Here is a 15,136-nt window from a genome sequence, read left to right on the forward strand (position 1 = left end):
CAATGGCCGACAAGAAGATCAAGATCCGCCAGATCGGTTCGCCGATCCGTCGTCCGAAGAGCCAGCGCGCCATCCTGACCGGCCTCGGCCTGGGCAAGATGCGCCGCGAGGTCGAACTGGTCGACACCCCGGAAGTGCGCGGTATGATCCGCAAGCTTCCCCACATGGTGGAAGTCGTCGAGGGCTGAAGCCGCGATGAAGCTCTATCGCCTGTTGACCGGTCCCGACGACAGCGCCTTCTGCGCGCGGGTCGAGGGACTGCTCAACCGGGGGTGGCAGCTTCACGGCAGCCCCTCGATCACCAGTGTCGATGGTCGCGGCTATGTCGCCCAGGCCATCGTGATGGAAAAGGCCGGGGACTATCCCGGCTTTCAGCCATCGAGTGAAATCGAACCGGACTGACATCAGTCCATAGCGCGACCACAGCGAAAGCGAGTGCAAAGACATGACGATCAAGCTTAACGAACTTCGTGACAACGCCGGTGCCCGCAAGGGCCGGATGCGTGTCGGACGCGGCATCGGCTCGGGCAAGGGCAAGACCGCCGGCCGCGGCCAGAAGGGTCAGAAGGCCCGCAGCGGCGTCGCGATCAACGGCTTCGAGGGCGGCCAGATGCCGCTCCACATGCGCATCCCGAAACGCGGCTTCAACAATATCTTCGGCAAGGACTTTGCCATCGTCAATCTGGGCATGATCCAGAAGCTGGTCGATGCGAAGAAGCTCGATGCCAAGGCCGTGATCGATCACGCTGCGCTCAAGGCGGCTGGCGTGGCACGCGGCGGCAAGGACGGCGTCCGCCTCCTCGCCAAGGGCGAATATAGCGCCAAGCTGAATTTCGCGGTTGCCGGCGCGTCGAAGGGCGCGATCGAGGCGGTCGAAAAGGCCGGCGGCAAGGTCGAGCTTCCTGAAGTCAAGGAAGCAGCGCCCGAAGGCAAGAAGGCCCAGCGTCGCGCCAAAGCCAAGGCCGAGTGAGATTTCGCGAGGGGCGGTTCGAAAGGGCCGCCCCTCGATACATATGACATGCCTATCTCCGTTCGTGTCGAGCGAAGTCGAGACACCCATCGGGGCAGCGCTTGGTCGAGGGGCATCTCGACTTCGCTCGATGCAAACGGATACCGGACTCGGTAGTGTGGCGTCGGCTCATCGCTAAATAGGCCTTTCCCCTTGCGCTTCGGGCCCTCCGAACGCACATAGGCGCCGGGTCGCGGGGGGCGCGGTCCGGAATATCCGAGGAAAATACCCATGGCCTCTCGCGCCGACCAGCTTGCATCCAATCTGAACTTTTCGAAGTTCGGCCAGGCGACCGAACTCAAGCGGCGAATCTGGTTCACGATCGGCGCGCTGATCGTTTTCCGTTTCCTGTCGTTCGTGCCGCTGCCGGGCGTCGATCCGGTCGCGCTGTCGCGGCTTTACGATCAGGCGGCGTCGGGCGGCATCCTCGACATCTTCAACACCTTCTCGGGCGGCAGCCTCGAGCGCATGAGCATCATCGCGCTTGGTGTCATGCCCTATATTACGGCGTCGATCGTCGTCCAGCTCGCCTCGGCGCTATCGCCGAGCCTCGCCGCCCTCAAGAAAGAGGGTGAGAGCGGGCGCAAGAAGCTCAATCAATATACGCGCTACGGTACCGTCGCGCTGACCGCGATCCAGGGCTATTTCATCGCCGTCGGCCTCGAAAACCTCGGCCAGAGCCAGGGTATCGCCGCGGTCGTCGATCCCGGCATGATGTTCCGCATCGGCGCCGTCATCTCGATCGTCGGCGGCACCTTGTTCCTGATGTGGCTCGGCGAACAGATCACCAGCCGCGGGATCGGCAACGGCGTATCGCTGATCATCATGGCGGGCATTCTTGCCCAGCTGCCGCGCAGCTTCGCGCAGATGTTCACGCAGGTCCGCGAAGGCTCGATGGGCGGCGGTACGATCGTCGCCGTCATTGGCGGGGCGATCGCCATCATCGCCTTCATCAGCTTCATGGAACGCGCGCAGCGCCGCGTCCTCGTCCAGTATCCGAAGCGCGCGACGCAGCGCGGGGTGATGCAGGCCGACCGCAGCCACCTGCCGCTCAAGGTCAACACCGCGGGCGTCATCCCGCCGATCTTCGCCTCGTCGCTGCTGCTGATGCCGCTCACCGTCACCCAGATGATGGGCAATAATGTGAAGGGCGATACCGCCTGGGGCGATTTCCTGATCACCCTCAACCAGTATCTCGCGCACGGCCAGCCGCTCTATATGGCGCTCTATGCCGCGGGCATCATCTTCTTCTGCTTCTTCTACGTCGCGGTCGTCTTCAACCCCGAAGAAACCGCCGACAATCTGAAGCGCCAGAACGGCTTCATCCCAGGCATCCGCCCGGGCAAGAACACCGCCGCCTATCTTGACCATGTGCTGACCCGCATCACCGTGATCGGTGCGGCCTATCTCGCGGCGATCTGTCTGGTCCCCGAATATTTCATCGCCGGATCGGGCCTGCCGTTCCAGCTCGGCGGCACCAGCCTGCTGATCATCGTCAACGTGACGATCGACACGATCAGCCAGATCCAGAGCCACATGCTCGCGCATCAATATGGCGACCTCATCAAGAAGGCCAAATTGAAGGGCGGCGTTGCGCGGCGCTGATCGCCTCGCTACGGCATCCTGCGACAGGGCAACAACAGGGGCTTCCATGACGCTCAACATCATTTTGCTGGGTCCGCCGGGGGCGGGCAAGGGTACGCAGGCATCGCGCCTCGAGGACGAGCACGGCATGGTCCAGCTCTCGACCGGCGACATGCTGCGCGCCGCAGTCAAGGCGGGCACGCCGATCGGCCTGCAGGCCAAGGCGGTGATGGATGCGGGCGAGCTCGTCTCGGACGAAATCGTCTCGGGCCTGATCGGCGAGCGGCTCGACGAACTGGGCAGCGACACGTCGGTGATCTTCGACGGCTATCCGCGCACCGCGGCGCAGGCCGAATCGCTCGACGAAATCCTGAGCGCGCGCGGCCGCAAGCTCGATCATGTCATCGAGCTTCGGGTCGAAGAAGACGCGCTCGTCGACCGCATCACCGGACGCTTCTCGTGCGCCAAATGCGGCGAAGGGTATCACGACCGTTATAAGCTGCCGAAGGTCGCCGATACCTGCGATGCGTGCGGCAGTCACGAATTCAAGCGCCGTCCCGACGACAATGAGGAAACGGTGCGCACCCGCATGGCCGAATATCGCGCCAAGACCGCGCCGATCCTGCCGATCTACGAAGCGCGCGGCATCGTGACGCATGTCGACGGCATGGCGCCGATCGACGAGGTCAATAACGCGATCGAAACGATCCTCGCAACCGCCGGCTAAGCGGGATCCTCTGGCCACTGTCCCGGCCGCCCGCTATGCTGGCGGCAAAGGGGGCAGGGGCATGCGTTTCAAAATCCATATAGTCGCCGCGCTCTCGCTCGCGGCTTTTGCTGCGGTGCCCGCGGGCGCCAAGGTGATCGACCAGAGCGAGTTCGGTTTTACCGTTGCACACACCGCGCAGGTTGCGGCAACGCCCGCTGACGTGTGGAAGATGCTCCGTACCCCCGACAAATGGTGGTCGAAGGAGCATAGCTGGTCGGGTGACGCGGCCAATTTCTGGCTCGACTCGCAGGCCGGTGGTTGTTTCTGCGAGAAGCTGCCCGATACGGGGTCGGGTTTAGGCAGCGTCCAGCACGCACGGATTATCTTCGCCAAGCCGAACCAGATGCTGCGCCTGTCGGGCGCGTTCGGCCCGCTGCAGGGTGAGGCGCTGAACGGCACGCTGACGGTGCAGATCAAGCAAACGCCGACCGGATCGGCGATCCGCTTCGACTATGTCGTCGGCGGCTATATGCGCTTCAAGGTCGGCGACATCGCGCCCGCGGTCGACGGCGTGATCGGCGAACAGCTTGCGGGGCTCGCGAAAGCGCTCGGCGGCGCGCTGCCGCCATCGCGCGACGAAAAGGCCGCGGCCGACGCCGACAAGCAAAAGCCTGGGACCGATGCCAACGAGGCTCCGGCCGACGAAGGGCCCGGCCTCGACGATGTCGCGGCCGATCTGGCGAAAGACGACGAGGTGGTGGCCCCCCGCTAGCCGCCGGTCAGGACGCGGGTTTGCCGCGCAGCTTGGCGAGTGCCGCGAACGGCCCCGCCGCCTCTTCGCTCAGCACGCCCTTCTCGGCGAGGATGCGGTCGGCATCGGGGTGGCGCGGAAAGGGATCGAGCCCGAGCGAAAATGTTTGCACGGCGGCCTCGCCCAGATCGATCCGGTCGCCTTCGAGCGGCAATATGTCGCAATCCGCGTCGCTGATCTCGATTTCCTCTTCGGTCGCCGGCGCATCGACGTCGCGCAGGAATTTCAGGTCGAAACTTTCGGTCAGGCTCGCCGGCACCGGCAGATCGGTCGCGGCGCAGCGCTGGACGAGTTCGGCGCGCACGTCTCCGCGCGCCGCGATGCCGCCGGCGACGGCACGCACCTCGGCGGTCACGGCGAAGGAGGTGAGTTCAACGAGATCGAGCCGTTTCGCAATCCGTTCGCGGGCTTCGGCGTCGGCTTCGATCGCAATCGTCTTGCCGTGCGCTGCATCGGCGAGCGTGACGATGTGCGAAAATTCGGGATCGGCGTTCAAGCGGAGCCCCCGGGCAGGCGGTCGGCGACGATCAGTTCGGCAACGGGTGCCGCGGCCAGCGCTGCACGCTGCGCAGCAACCTGCGCCGCGACATAGGCCAGCCGGTCTTCGCCCGGCGCGTCGCCGCGCCACAGGTTGCGGACCAGCGCGGCACGCAGCTCGTCCGACCCGTCGGCTGCCTTATAGGCGCCGAGGCGGCCGCCGAGCGCGCCGACCATCCGTCCGATCTGCTTGCCGACGACCATGTCGCCGAAACCGATCTGGCGCATCTGTCCGTCCATGTCCGATACGAAGAGTTCGGTGAGTTCGACGCCGGCGCGAACGGCAGCGGGATCCTCATCGATACGGTGGAGGACGAGGGCGAGGATCAGGCTGACCATGTCGAAACGGCCGTCCAGCGTATCGGGAACGCCGCCCGCTTCATACCAGTGCGGTTGGCGCGCGGTGGCGACGACGGCGTTCCAGAGCGGGCGGCGCGCCTCGCGCGGGTCGGGATCGGATTTGAACAGTTTGCGGAGCGAGATCATAGGAATTCGCTTAGGCTTATTCAACGCGGCCGAAAAGGGGGGCTGGTCAGCTTCTGGCAAGCTTTGGCGCGGCACAAGCGGCTTGTGCGCGGCGTCTGCTTGCGGTTAAGAGGCGCGAGAGCATGCGCGGCCGCTGCGAAAGACAGGCGGGCCGGCGCAACGGAGATTGTCGAATGCCGAATTTCATGCCCAAGCTTCCTGCCTCGCGCGCGCGCCTGCTTGCCGTCGGACTGATGGTCGCGCTGACCACGAGCGGATGTACGCAGATGAAGGGGCGGCAGGGCTATGTCGTCGATCCGGTGCTGACGCAGGCGATTACGCCCGGCGTCGACAATCGCGAGTCGGTCGAAAAGACGCTCGGACGTCCGACCTTCGTCGGCCAGTTCAGCAACAATGAATATTATTATGTGTCGCGCGAAACGCGGCAGCTCGCCTTCGCCAATCCGCGCCCGATCGCACAGCAGGTGCTGCGCGTCCGCTTTGACCCCGCCGGCAACGTCGCGGCGGTCGACAAGACCGGGCTTGAACTGGTGAGCAAGCTCAATCCCGAAGGCGACAAGACCCCGACGCTGGGCCGCCATCGCAGCTTCTTCGAGGATATCTTCGGCAATATCGGTGCGGTTGGCGCGCCGGGCGCCGGGGCGCCTCCGGGACAATAAGTTATCGCTTCAGCTTTGCTGAAGCGCGCGGCACCGGCCCCCTCCCCCGCCCGGCCTCCCAATCCAGTTTATTCTGTGGGAGGCCGGGCGGGGGAGCGGGCCGGTGCCGCTTCCGGCGTCAGCCGGAAGATCAAAGCTCTATTGCGCGATCCCGCCCGCCGCGAGCACTGCGAGTGTGACCAGATCGGATGCGGTCGACGCCATCGTTGCGACCTGTACCGGTTTTTCCATCCCGACGAGCATCGGTCCGATCACCGCGCCGCCGCCGAGTTCGCGGAGGAGCTTCGCCGAAAGATTGGCCGATTGCAGCCCCGGCATCACCAGCACGTTGGCCGGGCCCGACAGGCGGCAGAAGGGATAGTTCTTCATCACCTTCTCGTTCAGCGCGACGTCGGGCGCCATTTCGCCTTCATATTCGAAGCCCGGGTTCCGCTGGTCGAGGATCGAGACCGCATCGCGGATATTGTCGAGCCATTCGCCCGGCGGGTTGCCGAAGGTCGAATAGGAGAGGAAGGCGACGCGCGGCTCGTGGCCCATCCGCCGCGCAACCTGCGCGGTACGTTCGGCGATATCGGCGAGCATGACGGCCGACGGCCGTTCGTTCACCGTCGTGTCGGCCATGAAGATGGTGTGATGCTGGTCGACAAGGACGTGGATGCCGAAGGGCGTCTTGCCCTCGGCATGGTCGATCACCCGCCGCACTTCGCGCATCGTCTGCGAATAGGTTCGCGTCGTGCCGGTGATCATCGCATCGGCAAGGCCGAGCTTGAGCAGCAATGAGCCGAAGATGTTGCGGTCGCGGTTGACCATGCGTTCGGCATCGCGGCGGAGATAACCGCGCCGCTGCAACCGTTCGTAGAGCATGTCGACCATCTGCGGCACATGCGGCGAATTGACGCTGTTGTGCACCTCGAACGACTCGGCGTCGGCGACGCCCATCGCGCGCAATTTGTCGTGCAGCCCTTCGCGCCCGACAAGCACCGGAATTCCGTAACCGCCGTCGCGGAACTGGATCGCGGCGCGCAGCACGACTTCCTCTTCGCCCTCGGCAAAAACGACGCGCTTCGGATTGGCGCGCGCGGCTTCATAGGCGAGCGTGAGCACCGATGTCGTCGGGTTGAGCCGGGCGCGGAGGCGGGTGCGATATTCGTCGAGATCCGCGATCGGCCGCTGCGCGACGCCGGTCTGCATCGCCGCTTCGGCGACCGCGGCGGGAACGATTTCCATCAAACGCGGGTCGAAGGGCGAGGGGATGATATATTCGGGGCCAAAGCTCGATGCGCGCCCGCCATAGGCCGCGGCGACTTCCTCGGGCACCTGCTGGCGCGCGAGGTCGGCGATCGCATAGGCAGCAGCGATCTTCATTTCCTCGTTGATCGCGGTGGCGTGGACGTCGAGCGCGCCGCGGAAGATAAAGGGGAAGCACAGCACGTTGTTGACCTGGTTCGGATAGTCCGAACGCCCGGTCGCGATGATCGCGTCGGGCCGCGCCGCGCGCGCGTCGGGCGGCGAGATTTCGGGGTCGGGGTTCGCCATCGCGAAGATGATCGGCGCCGGCGCCATGTCCTTGACCATTTCGGGCTTGAGCGCGCCCGCGGCCGACAGGCCGAGGAAGACGTCGGCCCCTTTCAGGGCCTCGGTCAGGTCGCGCGCTTCGGTCGGCACCGCGTGCGCCGACTTCCACTGGTCCATGCCTTCGGTCCGACCCTGGTAGATGGTGCCCTTGCGGTCGCACATGATGACATTTTCGTGCCGCACGCCCATCGCCTTGATTAGCGCGGTGCAGGCGATCGCGGCCGCGCCGGCGCCATTGACGACGATCTTGACCGTAGCCAGATCGCGCCCGGTCAGGTGGCAGGCGTTGATGAGCCCGGCGGCGGTGATGATCGCGGTGCCGTGTTGATCGTCATGGAACACCGGGATGTTCATCTTTTCCTTGAGCGCCTGCTCGATGATGAAGCAGTTCGGCGCGGCGATATCTTCGAGGTTGATGCCGCCGAAGCTCGGTTCGAGAAGCGCGACCGCGTCGATGAAAGCCTGCGGATCTTCGGTATCGACCTCGAGGTCGATCGAATCGACGTCGGCGAAGCGCTTGAACAGCACGGCCTTGCCTTCCATCACCGGTTTCGAGGCGAGCGCGCCGAGGTTGCCGAGACCGAGGATTGCGGTACCGTTCGAGATCACCGCGACCAGGTTGCCCTTGATCGTATAGTCATAGGCCTTGGCGGGATCGGCGGCGATCGCGTTGACCGGGACAGCGACACCGGGCGAATAGGCAAGGCTGAGGTCGCGCTGTGTCGCCATCGGCTTCGACGCGACGATCTCGATTTTCCCGGGCCGGCCATATTCGTGGTAGAGCAGGGCCTCGCGGTCGGAAAACTGCACCTTGCTGCCACTATCCATCGTCTATCCTCTCCTCTGATCCACAAGCCGCGCGCCCGTTTCCTTCCTAGACCCGGTTCCGGCATTGCCGAAACCATAATCCATACCGGTCCACTCGCTATGGCTTACCCCCAGGAACATTAATCCCCTAGCGTCACCCGGGCCAATTGTAACCGCGAATGTTGCAGGCGCATGCCTTGCCATGTCGCCCCCAATCACTAAGCAGGACGAATGCCCGCGACCGCCCCGAAACCCGCCAACAGTAACGCCGCACCTGCTGCCCATCCAGCCGCGACGCCGATGATGGCGCAATATTGGTCGCTGAAGGACAAGGCCGGCGACTGCCTGCTCTTCTATCGCATGGGCGATTTCTTCGAGCTGTTCTTCGACGATGCCAAGGCAGCGGCGGCGACGCTCGACATCGCGCTGACGTCGCGCGGCGAACATGGCGGCGAACCCGTGCCGATGTGCGGCGTGCCCGTCCATGCCGCCGAATCCTACCTCGCGCGGCTGATCCGCGCCGGTCACCGCGTCGCGATCGCCGAACAGGTCGAAAGCCCCGCTGAGGCCAAGGCGCGCGGCGGGTCGAAAGCGCTGGTGGCGCGGGCGATCGTCCGGTTCGTCACCGCCGGCACGCTGACCGAAGAGGCATTGCTCGAAGGGCGCAGTGCCAATCGCCTCGCCGCACTCGCCGAGGTCGGCAGCGAAGGCGAGGTCGCGATCGCCGCCGCCGATATCTCGACCGGGCGTTTCGAGGTCGTCGCGGTGCGCCGCGAGGCGGTCGATGCCGAACTCGCGCGGCTGGCGCCATCCGAACTGCTGGTGAGCGAGGCGGCGGAGGCGCCGGTCGCGGGCGCGCGGCAGATCGTGCGGCGACCGGTGGGCGAATTTGCCAGCACCGCCGGGCAGAAACGGCTCGAAGCCTTGTTCGGCGTCCAGACGCTCGATGGTTTCGGCAGCTTTTCGCGCGGTGAAATTGCCGCGATGGGAGCGATTGCCGCCTATCTCGATCATGTCGGCACCGGTTCGGCGGTCTTTCTCCAGCCGCCGCTGAGCGTGTCGGCGTCGGACCGCATGGCGATCGACGCCGCGACGCGCGAAAGCCTCGAACTTGTCCGCACCATGGCGGGCGCCCGCGACGGCAGTCTGCTCGCGACGATCGACCGCACCGTGACCGCGGCAGGGGCGCGGCTGCTCGCCGACGACCTCGCGAGTCCGCTCACCGACAAGGGTGCGATCCTCGACCGGCTCGATCTGGTCGACAGCCTCGCGCGCGATGCGCTCTGGCGCGGCGAACTGCGCGCGACCTTGCGGGCACTCCCCGATGCCGGGCGCGCCCTCGGCCGCCTCGTCGCGGGGCGCGGCGGCCCGCGTGATCTCGCGCAGCTTCGCGATGCGCTCGGCGGGGCGCGGCTGCTGCGCGAACATCTTGCGCGCCGCGCCGACCTGCCGCCCTTGCTCGCGCGGCTGCTGCCGGGGCTCGACGGCCATGGCGCGCTCGTCGACGAGCTCACGCGCGCGCTGATCGAGACGCCGCCGGTCGACGCCGCGCAGGGCGGCTATATCGCCGAGGGTTACGATCATGCCCTCGATGCGCTGCGCGAAACGGCGCGCGATGGGCGCAAGGCGATCGCGGTGCTCGAAGCGGGCTATCGCGACCGCACCGGCATCGCATCGCTCAAGATCCGCCACAATGGCGTACTGGGCTATCATGTCGAAGTGCCGGCGAAGCATGCCGATGCGCTGATGGCGCCCGAATCGGGCTTCACCCATCGCCAGACGCTCGCGGGGGTCGTCCGCTTCAATTCGGCGGATCTTCATGAAGCCGCGAGCCGGGTGACGCAAGCGGGCGTCCACGCGCTAGCCGCCGAGGCGGCGCATCTCGAAACGCTGACCGAACAGGCGACGGAGCGGCGCGAAGCGATCGCCGCATCGTGCGATGTGCTGGCGCGGATCGACGTCGCCGCGGCGCTTGCCGACCATGCGATGAGCCACAACTGGTGCCGCCCCGACCTTGCCGACGAGCCTTGCCTCGACGTGACCGGCGGCCGCCATCCGGTGGTCGAGGCGGCGCTCGCGAAGTCGGGCGAGCGTTTCGTGCCCAACGACGTCTCGCTGTCCGAAGCCGACCGGCTCTGGCTCGTCACCGGTCCCAATATGGGCGGTAAATCGACCTTCCTGCGCCAGAATGCGCTGATCGTCGTGCTCGCGCAGGCGGGGGGTTTCGTCCCCGCTGCGACCGCGAAGCTCGGCTTGGTCGACCGGCTGTTCAGCCGCGTCGGGGCGAGCGACAATCTGGCGCGCGGGCGCTCGACCTTCATGGTCGAAATGGTCGAGACCGCCGCGATCCTCGCGCAGGCGACCCCGCAAAGCTTCGTCATCCTCGACGAGGTCGGGCGCGGGACTTCGACCTACGACGGCCTCGCGCTCGCTTGGTCGGTGGTTGAGGCGGTGCACGAGGTCAACAAGTGCCGCTGCCTGTTCGCGACCCATTATCACGAGCTGACGCGGCTCGCCGAAACGCTGAACGCGCTGTCGCTCCATCATGTCCGCGCGCGCGAATGGCAAGGCGATCTGGTGCTCCTCCACGAGGTTGCCGAAGGCCCCGCCGACCGCAGCTATGGCCTTGCCGTCGCGCGGCTCGCCGGGGTGCCGGCGGGGGTGGTCAAGCGCGCCGAGGCGGTGCTTGCGAAGCTTGAGGCGGGGCGCGAGGCGACCGGCGGGCTCGCCGCCGGGCTCGACGACCTGCCGCTGTTCGCCGCGACGCTCGCCGCCGCGCCGGTGGCGACCACGGATGCGCTGCGCGAGGCGCTCGGCGCGATCGATCCCGACGCGCTCGCGCCCCGCGAAGCGCTCGACGCGCTTTACACGCTCAAGCGTCTGCTGGCAGACGAGGCGTGAGCGACCTGTTCGACAATCTCGACCAGCGCCGCGCGATCATCGACCGGCGCGAGCTTGCCGGCCGGCTCGACGCGATTGCGGCCGAAAACAGCGATCCCGGCGTGCGCCGCCGCGCGATGGTCGCGCTGCTCAAGGACGCACTCGACAAGGGGCGGAGCGAAATCGAACACCGGCTGCTCGCCCATCCTTCGTCGGGGCGGCTTGCGGCGAGCGCCACGGCCTTCCTGATCGACCAGATCGTCCGGCTCAGCCACGACTTCACCGTCGGCCACCTCTATCCGGCGGGCAACCGTTCGGCGGGCGAGCGGATCACGCTGATTGCGGTCGGCGGCTACGGGCGCGGTGAAATGGCGCCGCACAGCGACATCGACATCGGCTTCCTGACCCCGTTCAAGCAGACGAGTTGGACCGAGCAGGTGATCGAGGCGCAGCTTTACACGCTCTGGGATCTCGGCCTGAAGGTCGGCCATTCGAGCCGCTCGATCGACGAGATGGTGCGCGCCGCAAAGGACGATCTGACCATCCGCACCGCGCTATTGGAAGGGCGCTTCATCTGGGGCGACCGTGATCTCTACGATCAGGCCTCGGCGCGCTTCGATGCCGAGGTGGTGGCCGGCAATGCACGCGCCTTCGTCGCCGACAAGCTTGCCGAGCGCGACGAGCGGCACAAGCGGATGGGCGATTCGCGTTACGTCGTCGAGCCCAATGTGAAGGAAGGGAAGGGGGGGCTGCGCGACCTCCACACCCTGTTCTGGATCGGCAAGTTCATCCACCGTGTGCGCACCGTCCCCGAGCTCGTTGACGCCGGCCTGCTTTCGGCGCGCGAACTCCGCCAGTTCGCGCGCGCCGAGAATTTCCTGCTCGCGGTACGTTGCCACCTCCACGTCCTCGCCGGGCGCGCCGAGGACCGGCTGACCTTCGATTTCCAGCCCGAGATCGCGCGCCGGATGCAGTTCGCCGATCGTCCGGGCAAGAGCGCGGTCGAGCGCTTCATGCAGCTCTATTTCCTGCACGCCAAAAGCGTCGGCGACGTCACCGGCACCTTTCTCGCGCATCTCGACGACCAGCTTGCGGCGCGCGGACGGCGTTTCCTGCCGACGATCCGGCGGCGGCCGGGCAAGCTCAACGGCTTCGTCCTCGACCGCGGCCGGCTTGCCTTGCCATCGGACGATTTCTTCCAGCAGGATCCGGTGCGGCTCGTCGAGATCTTCGCGCTCGCCGACAAGCACGGGCTCGAAATCCATCCGCAGGCGATGCGGCAGGCGCGCCACGATGCCAAGCTGATCGAAACGCAGGGTGTTCGCCGCAACCCCCGCGCCAATGAATTATTCCTCGACGTGCTGACCAGCCCGCGGGATCCCGAAACGGTGCTGCGCTGGATGAACGAGGCGGGGGTGTTCGGCCGCTTCGTTCCCGATTTCGGCCGCGTCGTCGCGCAGATGCAGTTCGACATGTATCATCATTATACGGTCGACGAGCATACGATCCGCGCCATCGGCCTTCTCTCGGACATTGAGCAGGACCGGCTGAAGGACGACCATCCGCTGTCGACCGCGATCATGGGACAACTGCAGTCGCGGCGCGTCATCTATTGCGCGGTGCTGCTGCACGACATCGCCAAGGGGCGCGGCGGCGATCATAGCGTGCTTGGGGCCGAACTCGCGCTCAGGGTCTGCCCGCGGCTGGGCCTCACCCCGGCGGAGACCGAAACCGTGTCGTGGCTGGTCCGCTATCATCTCCTGATGTCGGCGACCGCCTTCAAACGCGACCTTGCCGATTTCAAGACGATCCTCGATTTCGCGGGGCAGGTGCAGTCGCCCGAGCGGCTCCGCCTGCTGCTTGTGCTCACGGTGGTCGATATCCGCGCCGTCGGCCCCGGCGTCTGGAACAGCTGGAAACGCCAGTTGCTCACCGAGCTGTTCGACGCCGCCGAGGAAGTGCTGCGCCTCGGGCACAAGCAGAAGGGCCGCGAATCGCGGATCGCGGGCAAGAAGGAAGCCGTCGCCGCGCTGCTCCGCCTCGACGACAAGGGTTTCGCCAAGCTCGCGCGGCGCTTGCCCGAAAGCTACTGGATCGCCGAATCGGTCGAGGTCATCGCGGCGAACCTGATCCATATCCAGCAAGCCGGGAATGCCCCGCTGCATATCGCCGCGGTGCCCGACGACGATCGCGGCGCGACGCTAGTGATGGTGCTTGCCGCCGACCATCCGGGGCTTTTCTATCGTATCGCCGGGGGCATCCACCTGGCCGGCGGCAATATCATCGACGCCCGCATCCACACGACACGCGACGGACTGGCGCTCGACAATTTTCTTGTCCAGGATCCGCTGGGACGGCCTTTTGCCGAGGCCGAGCAGATCGTCCGGCTGACCCGGGCGATCGAGGATGCGCTCGCCAACCGCCACCGGCTGCTGCCCAAGCTCGAAGCGCGGGCGTTGCCGCGGACGCGTGCCGAGGCGTTCCGTGTTGTTCCCAATGTCTTCGTCGACAATAAGGCGTCGAACCGGTTTACGGTGATCGAGGTCAATGCGCAGGACCGGCCGGCGCTGCTCAACCAGCTTGCCTATGCGCTGTTCCAGTCGAAGGTTACGGTGCATTCGGCGCATGTCGCGACCTATGGCGAGCGCGCGGTCGACACCTTCTATGTCACCGACCTGATCGGCGACAAGATCGACGGCGCGGCGCGGGTCAAATCGCTCGAAAAGCGCCTGCTCGAAGCCGCGACAAGCCAGAGCGAGGACGCGGTCGCGGCCTAAAGCGATAGTTTTTCTGGTCAATCAGGCCAGTTTTTCTGCGCGTTGACCTTCCCCAGCGAGAGATTTAGCCACGCTGGCGATAGAAAATCGAGGAGGGTCTTATGCCGGATTTCTCACGCCGCCAGCTTGTCGGCAGCGCCTTGGCCGCGACGGTCGCAGCGCCCTTGATCAGCCGCCCGGTCCGCGCCGAAAGCGCCGCCTATCCGCCGCGCACCTATCCGAAGCGCGTCGTCGATCTGGTGAACGAGGCGCTGGTGATCGACATGTTGCACCCGATCCTGATCGACGAGGGTCCGGCGCCGATGACCGACAAGCTCGCCGAGGAATATCGGACGAGCGGCGTCAACGCGATCCTGCAGGGGGTCGGCATCCGCGATCCCGAGGCGCGCGATCAGGTGCTGTCCTATTATGCGCTGTGGGGCCATTATGTGCAGGTCAACAGCCATGTCTTCACCGGCGTCGACAAGATGGCCGACATCCTCCGCGCCAAGCGCGACGGCAAGGTCGCGGTGATCATGGGGATGCAGAACGCCGACCATTTCCAGAAGGTCGAGGATGTCGAATTTTTCTACAAGCTCGGCCAGCGCGTCTCGCAGCTTACCTATAACTGGCAGAACCGCCTCGGCTCGGGCTCGACCGAGCGCGTCGACGGCGGCATCACCGACTATGGCGTGGCGATCATCGAGGCGATGAACAAGGTCGGTATGCTGATCGACGTGTCGCACAGCGGCGACAAGACGACGCTCGACGCGATCGAGCTGTCGCCGAAACCGATCGCGATCACCCACAGCAATTGCCGGGCGCTCAACAACCATCCGCGGCTCAAGACCGACGAGGCGATCAAGGCGCTCGCCGCCAAGGGCGGCGTGTTCGGCATCGCGGGGGTGCGCAACTTCGTGACCGCGCAGGAACCGACGACCCTGCCCAATATCGTCGATCATATCGACCATGCGGTAAAGCTGGTCGGGATCGAGCATGTCGGGATCGGCAGCGACCTCGACAATCACGGCTATGACGACATGCCGCCCGAGTTGCAGAAGGCGATGAAGGGCATGCTGAAGTCGAGCTACGCCTGGCGCGACAAGATCGATACCGACGGCTTCGACCATCCGCGCCGCATCTATGACCTGACCGAGGAACTGATGCGCCGCCGCTATTCGAACGACAATATCAAGGCGATCCTCGGCGGCAATTTCCAGCGCCTGCTGACCGCCACCTGGGGCGGGTAGGGGCAAACAGCGCTACATTATCGTCATCCCGGCCTTCGCCGGGATGACGAACAGGATCGCGCGAGGGGCTTTG

Annotated in this window: 13 protein-coding genes; 10 read left to right on the plus strand and 3 right to left on the minus strand. The window is 65.8% G+C overall.

Going from position 1 to position 15,136, the window contains the following annotated elements:
* Positions 1 to 2: 2 nt before the first annotated feature.
* From rpmD to V6U71_RS20260, 6 genes are all read left to right on the plus strand, one after another.
* Positions 3 to 188, plus strand: coding sequence for a 50S ribosomal protein L30 (gene rpmD / locus V6U71_RS20235; protein WP_054589700.1), 186 nt, complete (start codon positions 3 to 5; stop codon positions 186 to 188).
* A 7-nt stretch (positions 189 to 195) separates the two neighbouring features.
* Positions 196 to 402 carry a DUF1737 domain-containing protein gene (locus V6U71_RS20240; RefSeq protein ID WP_054589701.1) on the plus strand — a complete coding sequence of 69 codons (207 nt, stop codon included), beginning with the start codon at positions 196 to 198 and terminating at the stop codon, positions 400 to 402.
* 43 nt (positions 403 to 445) lie between these two features.
* Entirely contained in the window at positions 446 to 970 is a 525-nt protein-coding gene (gene rplO / locus V6U71_RS20245; RefSeq protein ID WP_084758564.1) for a 50S ribosomal protein L15, read from the plus strand.
* A gap of 270 nt (positions 971 to 1,240) precedes the next feature.
* Positions 1,241 to 2,614: a preprotein translocase subunit SecY gene (secY, locus tag V6U71_RS20250; protein ID WP_054589702.1), complete on the plus strand. Its 1,374-nt coding sequence runs from the start codon at positions 1,241 to 1,243 to the stop codon at positions 2,612 to 2,614.
* Between the two features lie 46 nt (positions 2,615 to 2,660).
* Positions 2,661 to 3,320 carry an adenylate kinase gene (locus V6U71_RS20255; protein ID WP_411340097.1) on the plus strand — a complete coding sequence of 220 codons (660 nt, stop codon included), beginning with the start codon at positions 2,661 to 2,663 and terminating at the stop codon, positions 3,318 to 3,320.
* Positions 3,321 to 3,381: 61 nt separating this feature from the next.
* The gene (locus tag V6U71_RS20260; protein WP_411340098.1) at positions 3,382 to 4,074 is read left to right on the plus strand and encodes a hypothetical protein; all 693 of its coding nucleotides are present in this window, start codon (positions 3,382 to 3,384) and stop codon (positions 4,072 to 4,074) included.
* A gap of 7 nt (positions 4,075 to 4,081) precedes the next feature.
* On the opposite strand, the gene V6U71_RS20265 is transcribed toward V6U71_RS20260, so the two are convergent.
* Entirely contained in the window at positions 4,082 to 4,609 is a 528-nt protein-coding gene (locus V6U71_RS20265; RefSeq protein ID WP_411340099.1) for a YceD family protein, read from the minus strand.
* On the minus strand, positions 4,606 to 5,136 hold the full coding sequence (locus tag V6U71_RS20270; protein WP_411340100.1) for a ubiquinol-cytochrome C chaperone family protein: 531 nt from the start codon (positions 5,134 to 5,136) through the stop codon (positions 4,606 to 4,608). Before V6U71_RS20270 ends, V6U71_RS20265 begins: the two co-directional genes overlap by 4 nt.
* 185 nt (positions 5,137 to 5,321) lie before the next feature.
* Here V6U71_RS20270 and V6U71_RS20275 point away from each other — a divergent pair, with 185 nt between their 5' ends.
* Positions 5,322 to 5,795, plus strand: a complete 474-nt coding sequence (locus V6U71_RS20275) for an outer membrane protein assembly factor BamE (RefSeq protein WP_411340101.1) — start codon at positions 5,322 to 5,324, stop codon at positions 5,793 to 5,795.
* A 138-nt stretch (positions 5,796 to 5,933) separates the two neighbouring features.
* Here V6U71_RS20275 and V6U71_RS20280 read toward each other — a convergent pair whose 3' ends face one another.
* Positions 5,934 to 8,198, minus strand: a complete 2,265-nt coding sequence (locus tag V6U71_RS20280) for an NADP-dependent malic enzyme (RefSeq protein WP_411340102.1) — start codon at positions 8,196 to 8,198, stop codon at positions 5,934 to 5,936.
* Positions 8,199 to 8,477: 279 nt separating this feature from the next.
* On the opposite strand from V6U71_RS20280, the gene mutS reads away from it, so the two are divergent.
* The 3 genes from mutS (at position 8,478) to V6U71_RS20295 (ending at position 15,063) form a co-directional block, all read left to right on the plus strand.
* The gene (gene mutS / locus V6U71_RS20285) at positions 8,478 to 11,078 is read left to right on the plus strand and encodes a DNA mismatch repair protein MutS (protein ID WP_411342381.1); all 2,601 of its coding nucleotides are present in this window, start codon (positions 8,478 to 8,480) and stop codon (positions 11,076 to 11,078) included.
* On the plus strand, positions 11,075 to 13,834 hold the full coding sequence (locus tag V6U71_RS20290) for a [protein-PII] uridylyltransferase (RefSeq protein WP_411340103.1): 2,760 nt from the start codon (positions 11,075 to 11,077) through the stop codon (positions 13,832 to 13,834). Before mutS ends, V6U71_RS20290 begins: the two co-directional genes overlap by 4 nt.
* Positions 13,835 to 13,935: 101 nt before the next feature.
* A complete protein-coding gene (locus tag V6U71_RS20295; protein ID WP_411340104.1) occupies positions 13,936 to 15,063 on the plus strand; it encodes a dipeptidase in 1,128 nt (375 codons plus the stop codon).
* The last annotated feature ends 73 nt before the right edge of the window (positions 15,064 to 15,136 follow it).

The sequence above is a fragment of the Sphingopyxis sp. J-6 genome (assembly GCF_046603995.1).
GTDB lineage: Bacteria > Pseudomonadota > Alphaproteobacteria > Sphingomonadales > Sphingomonadaceae > Sphingopyxis.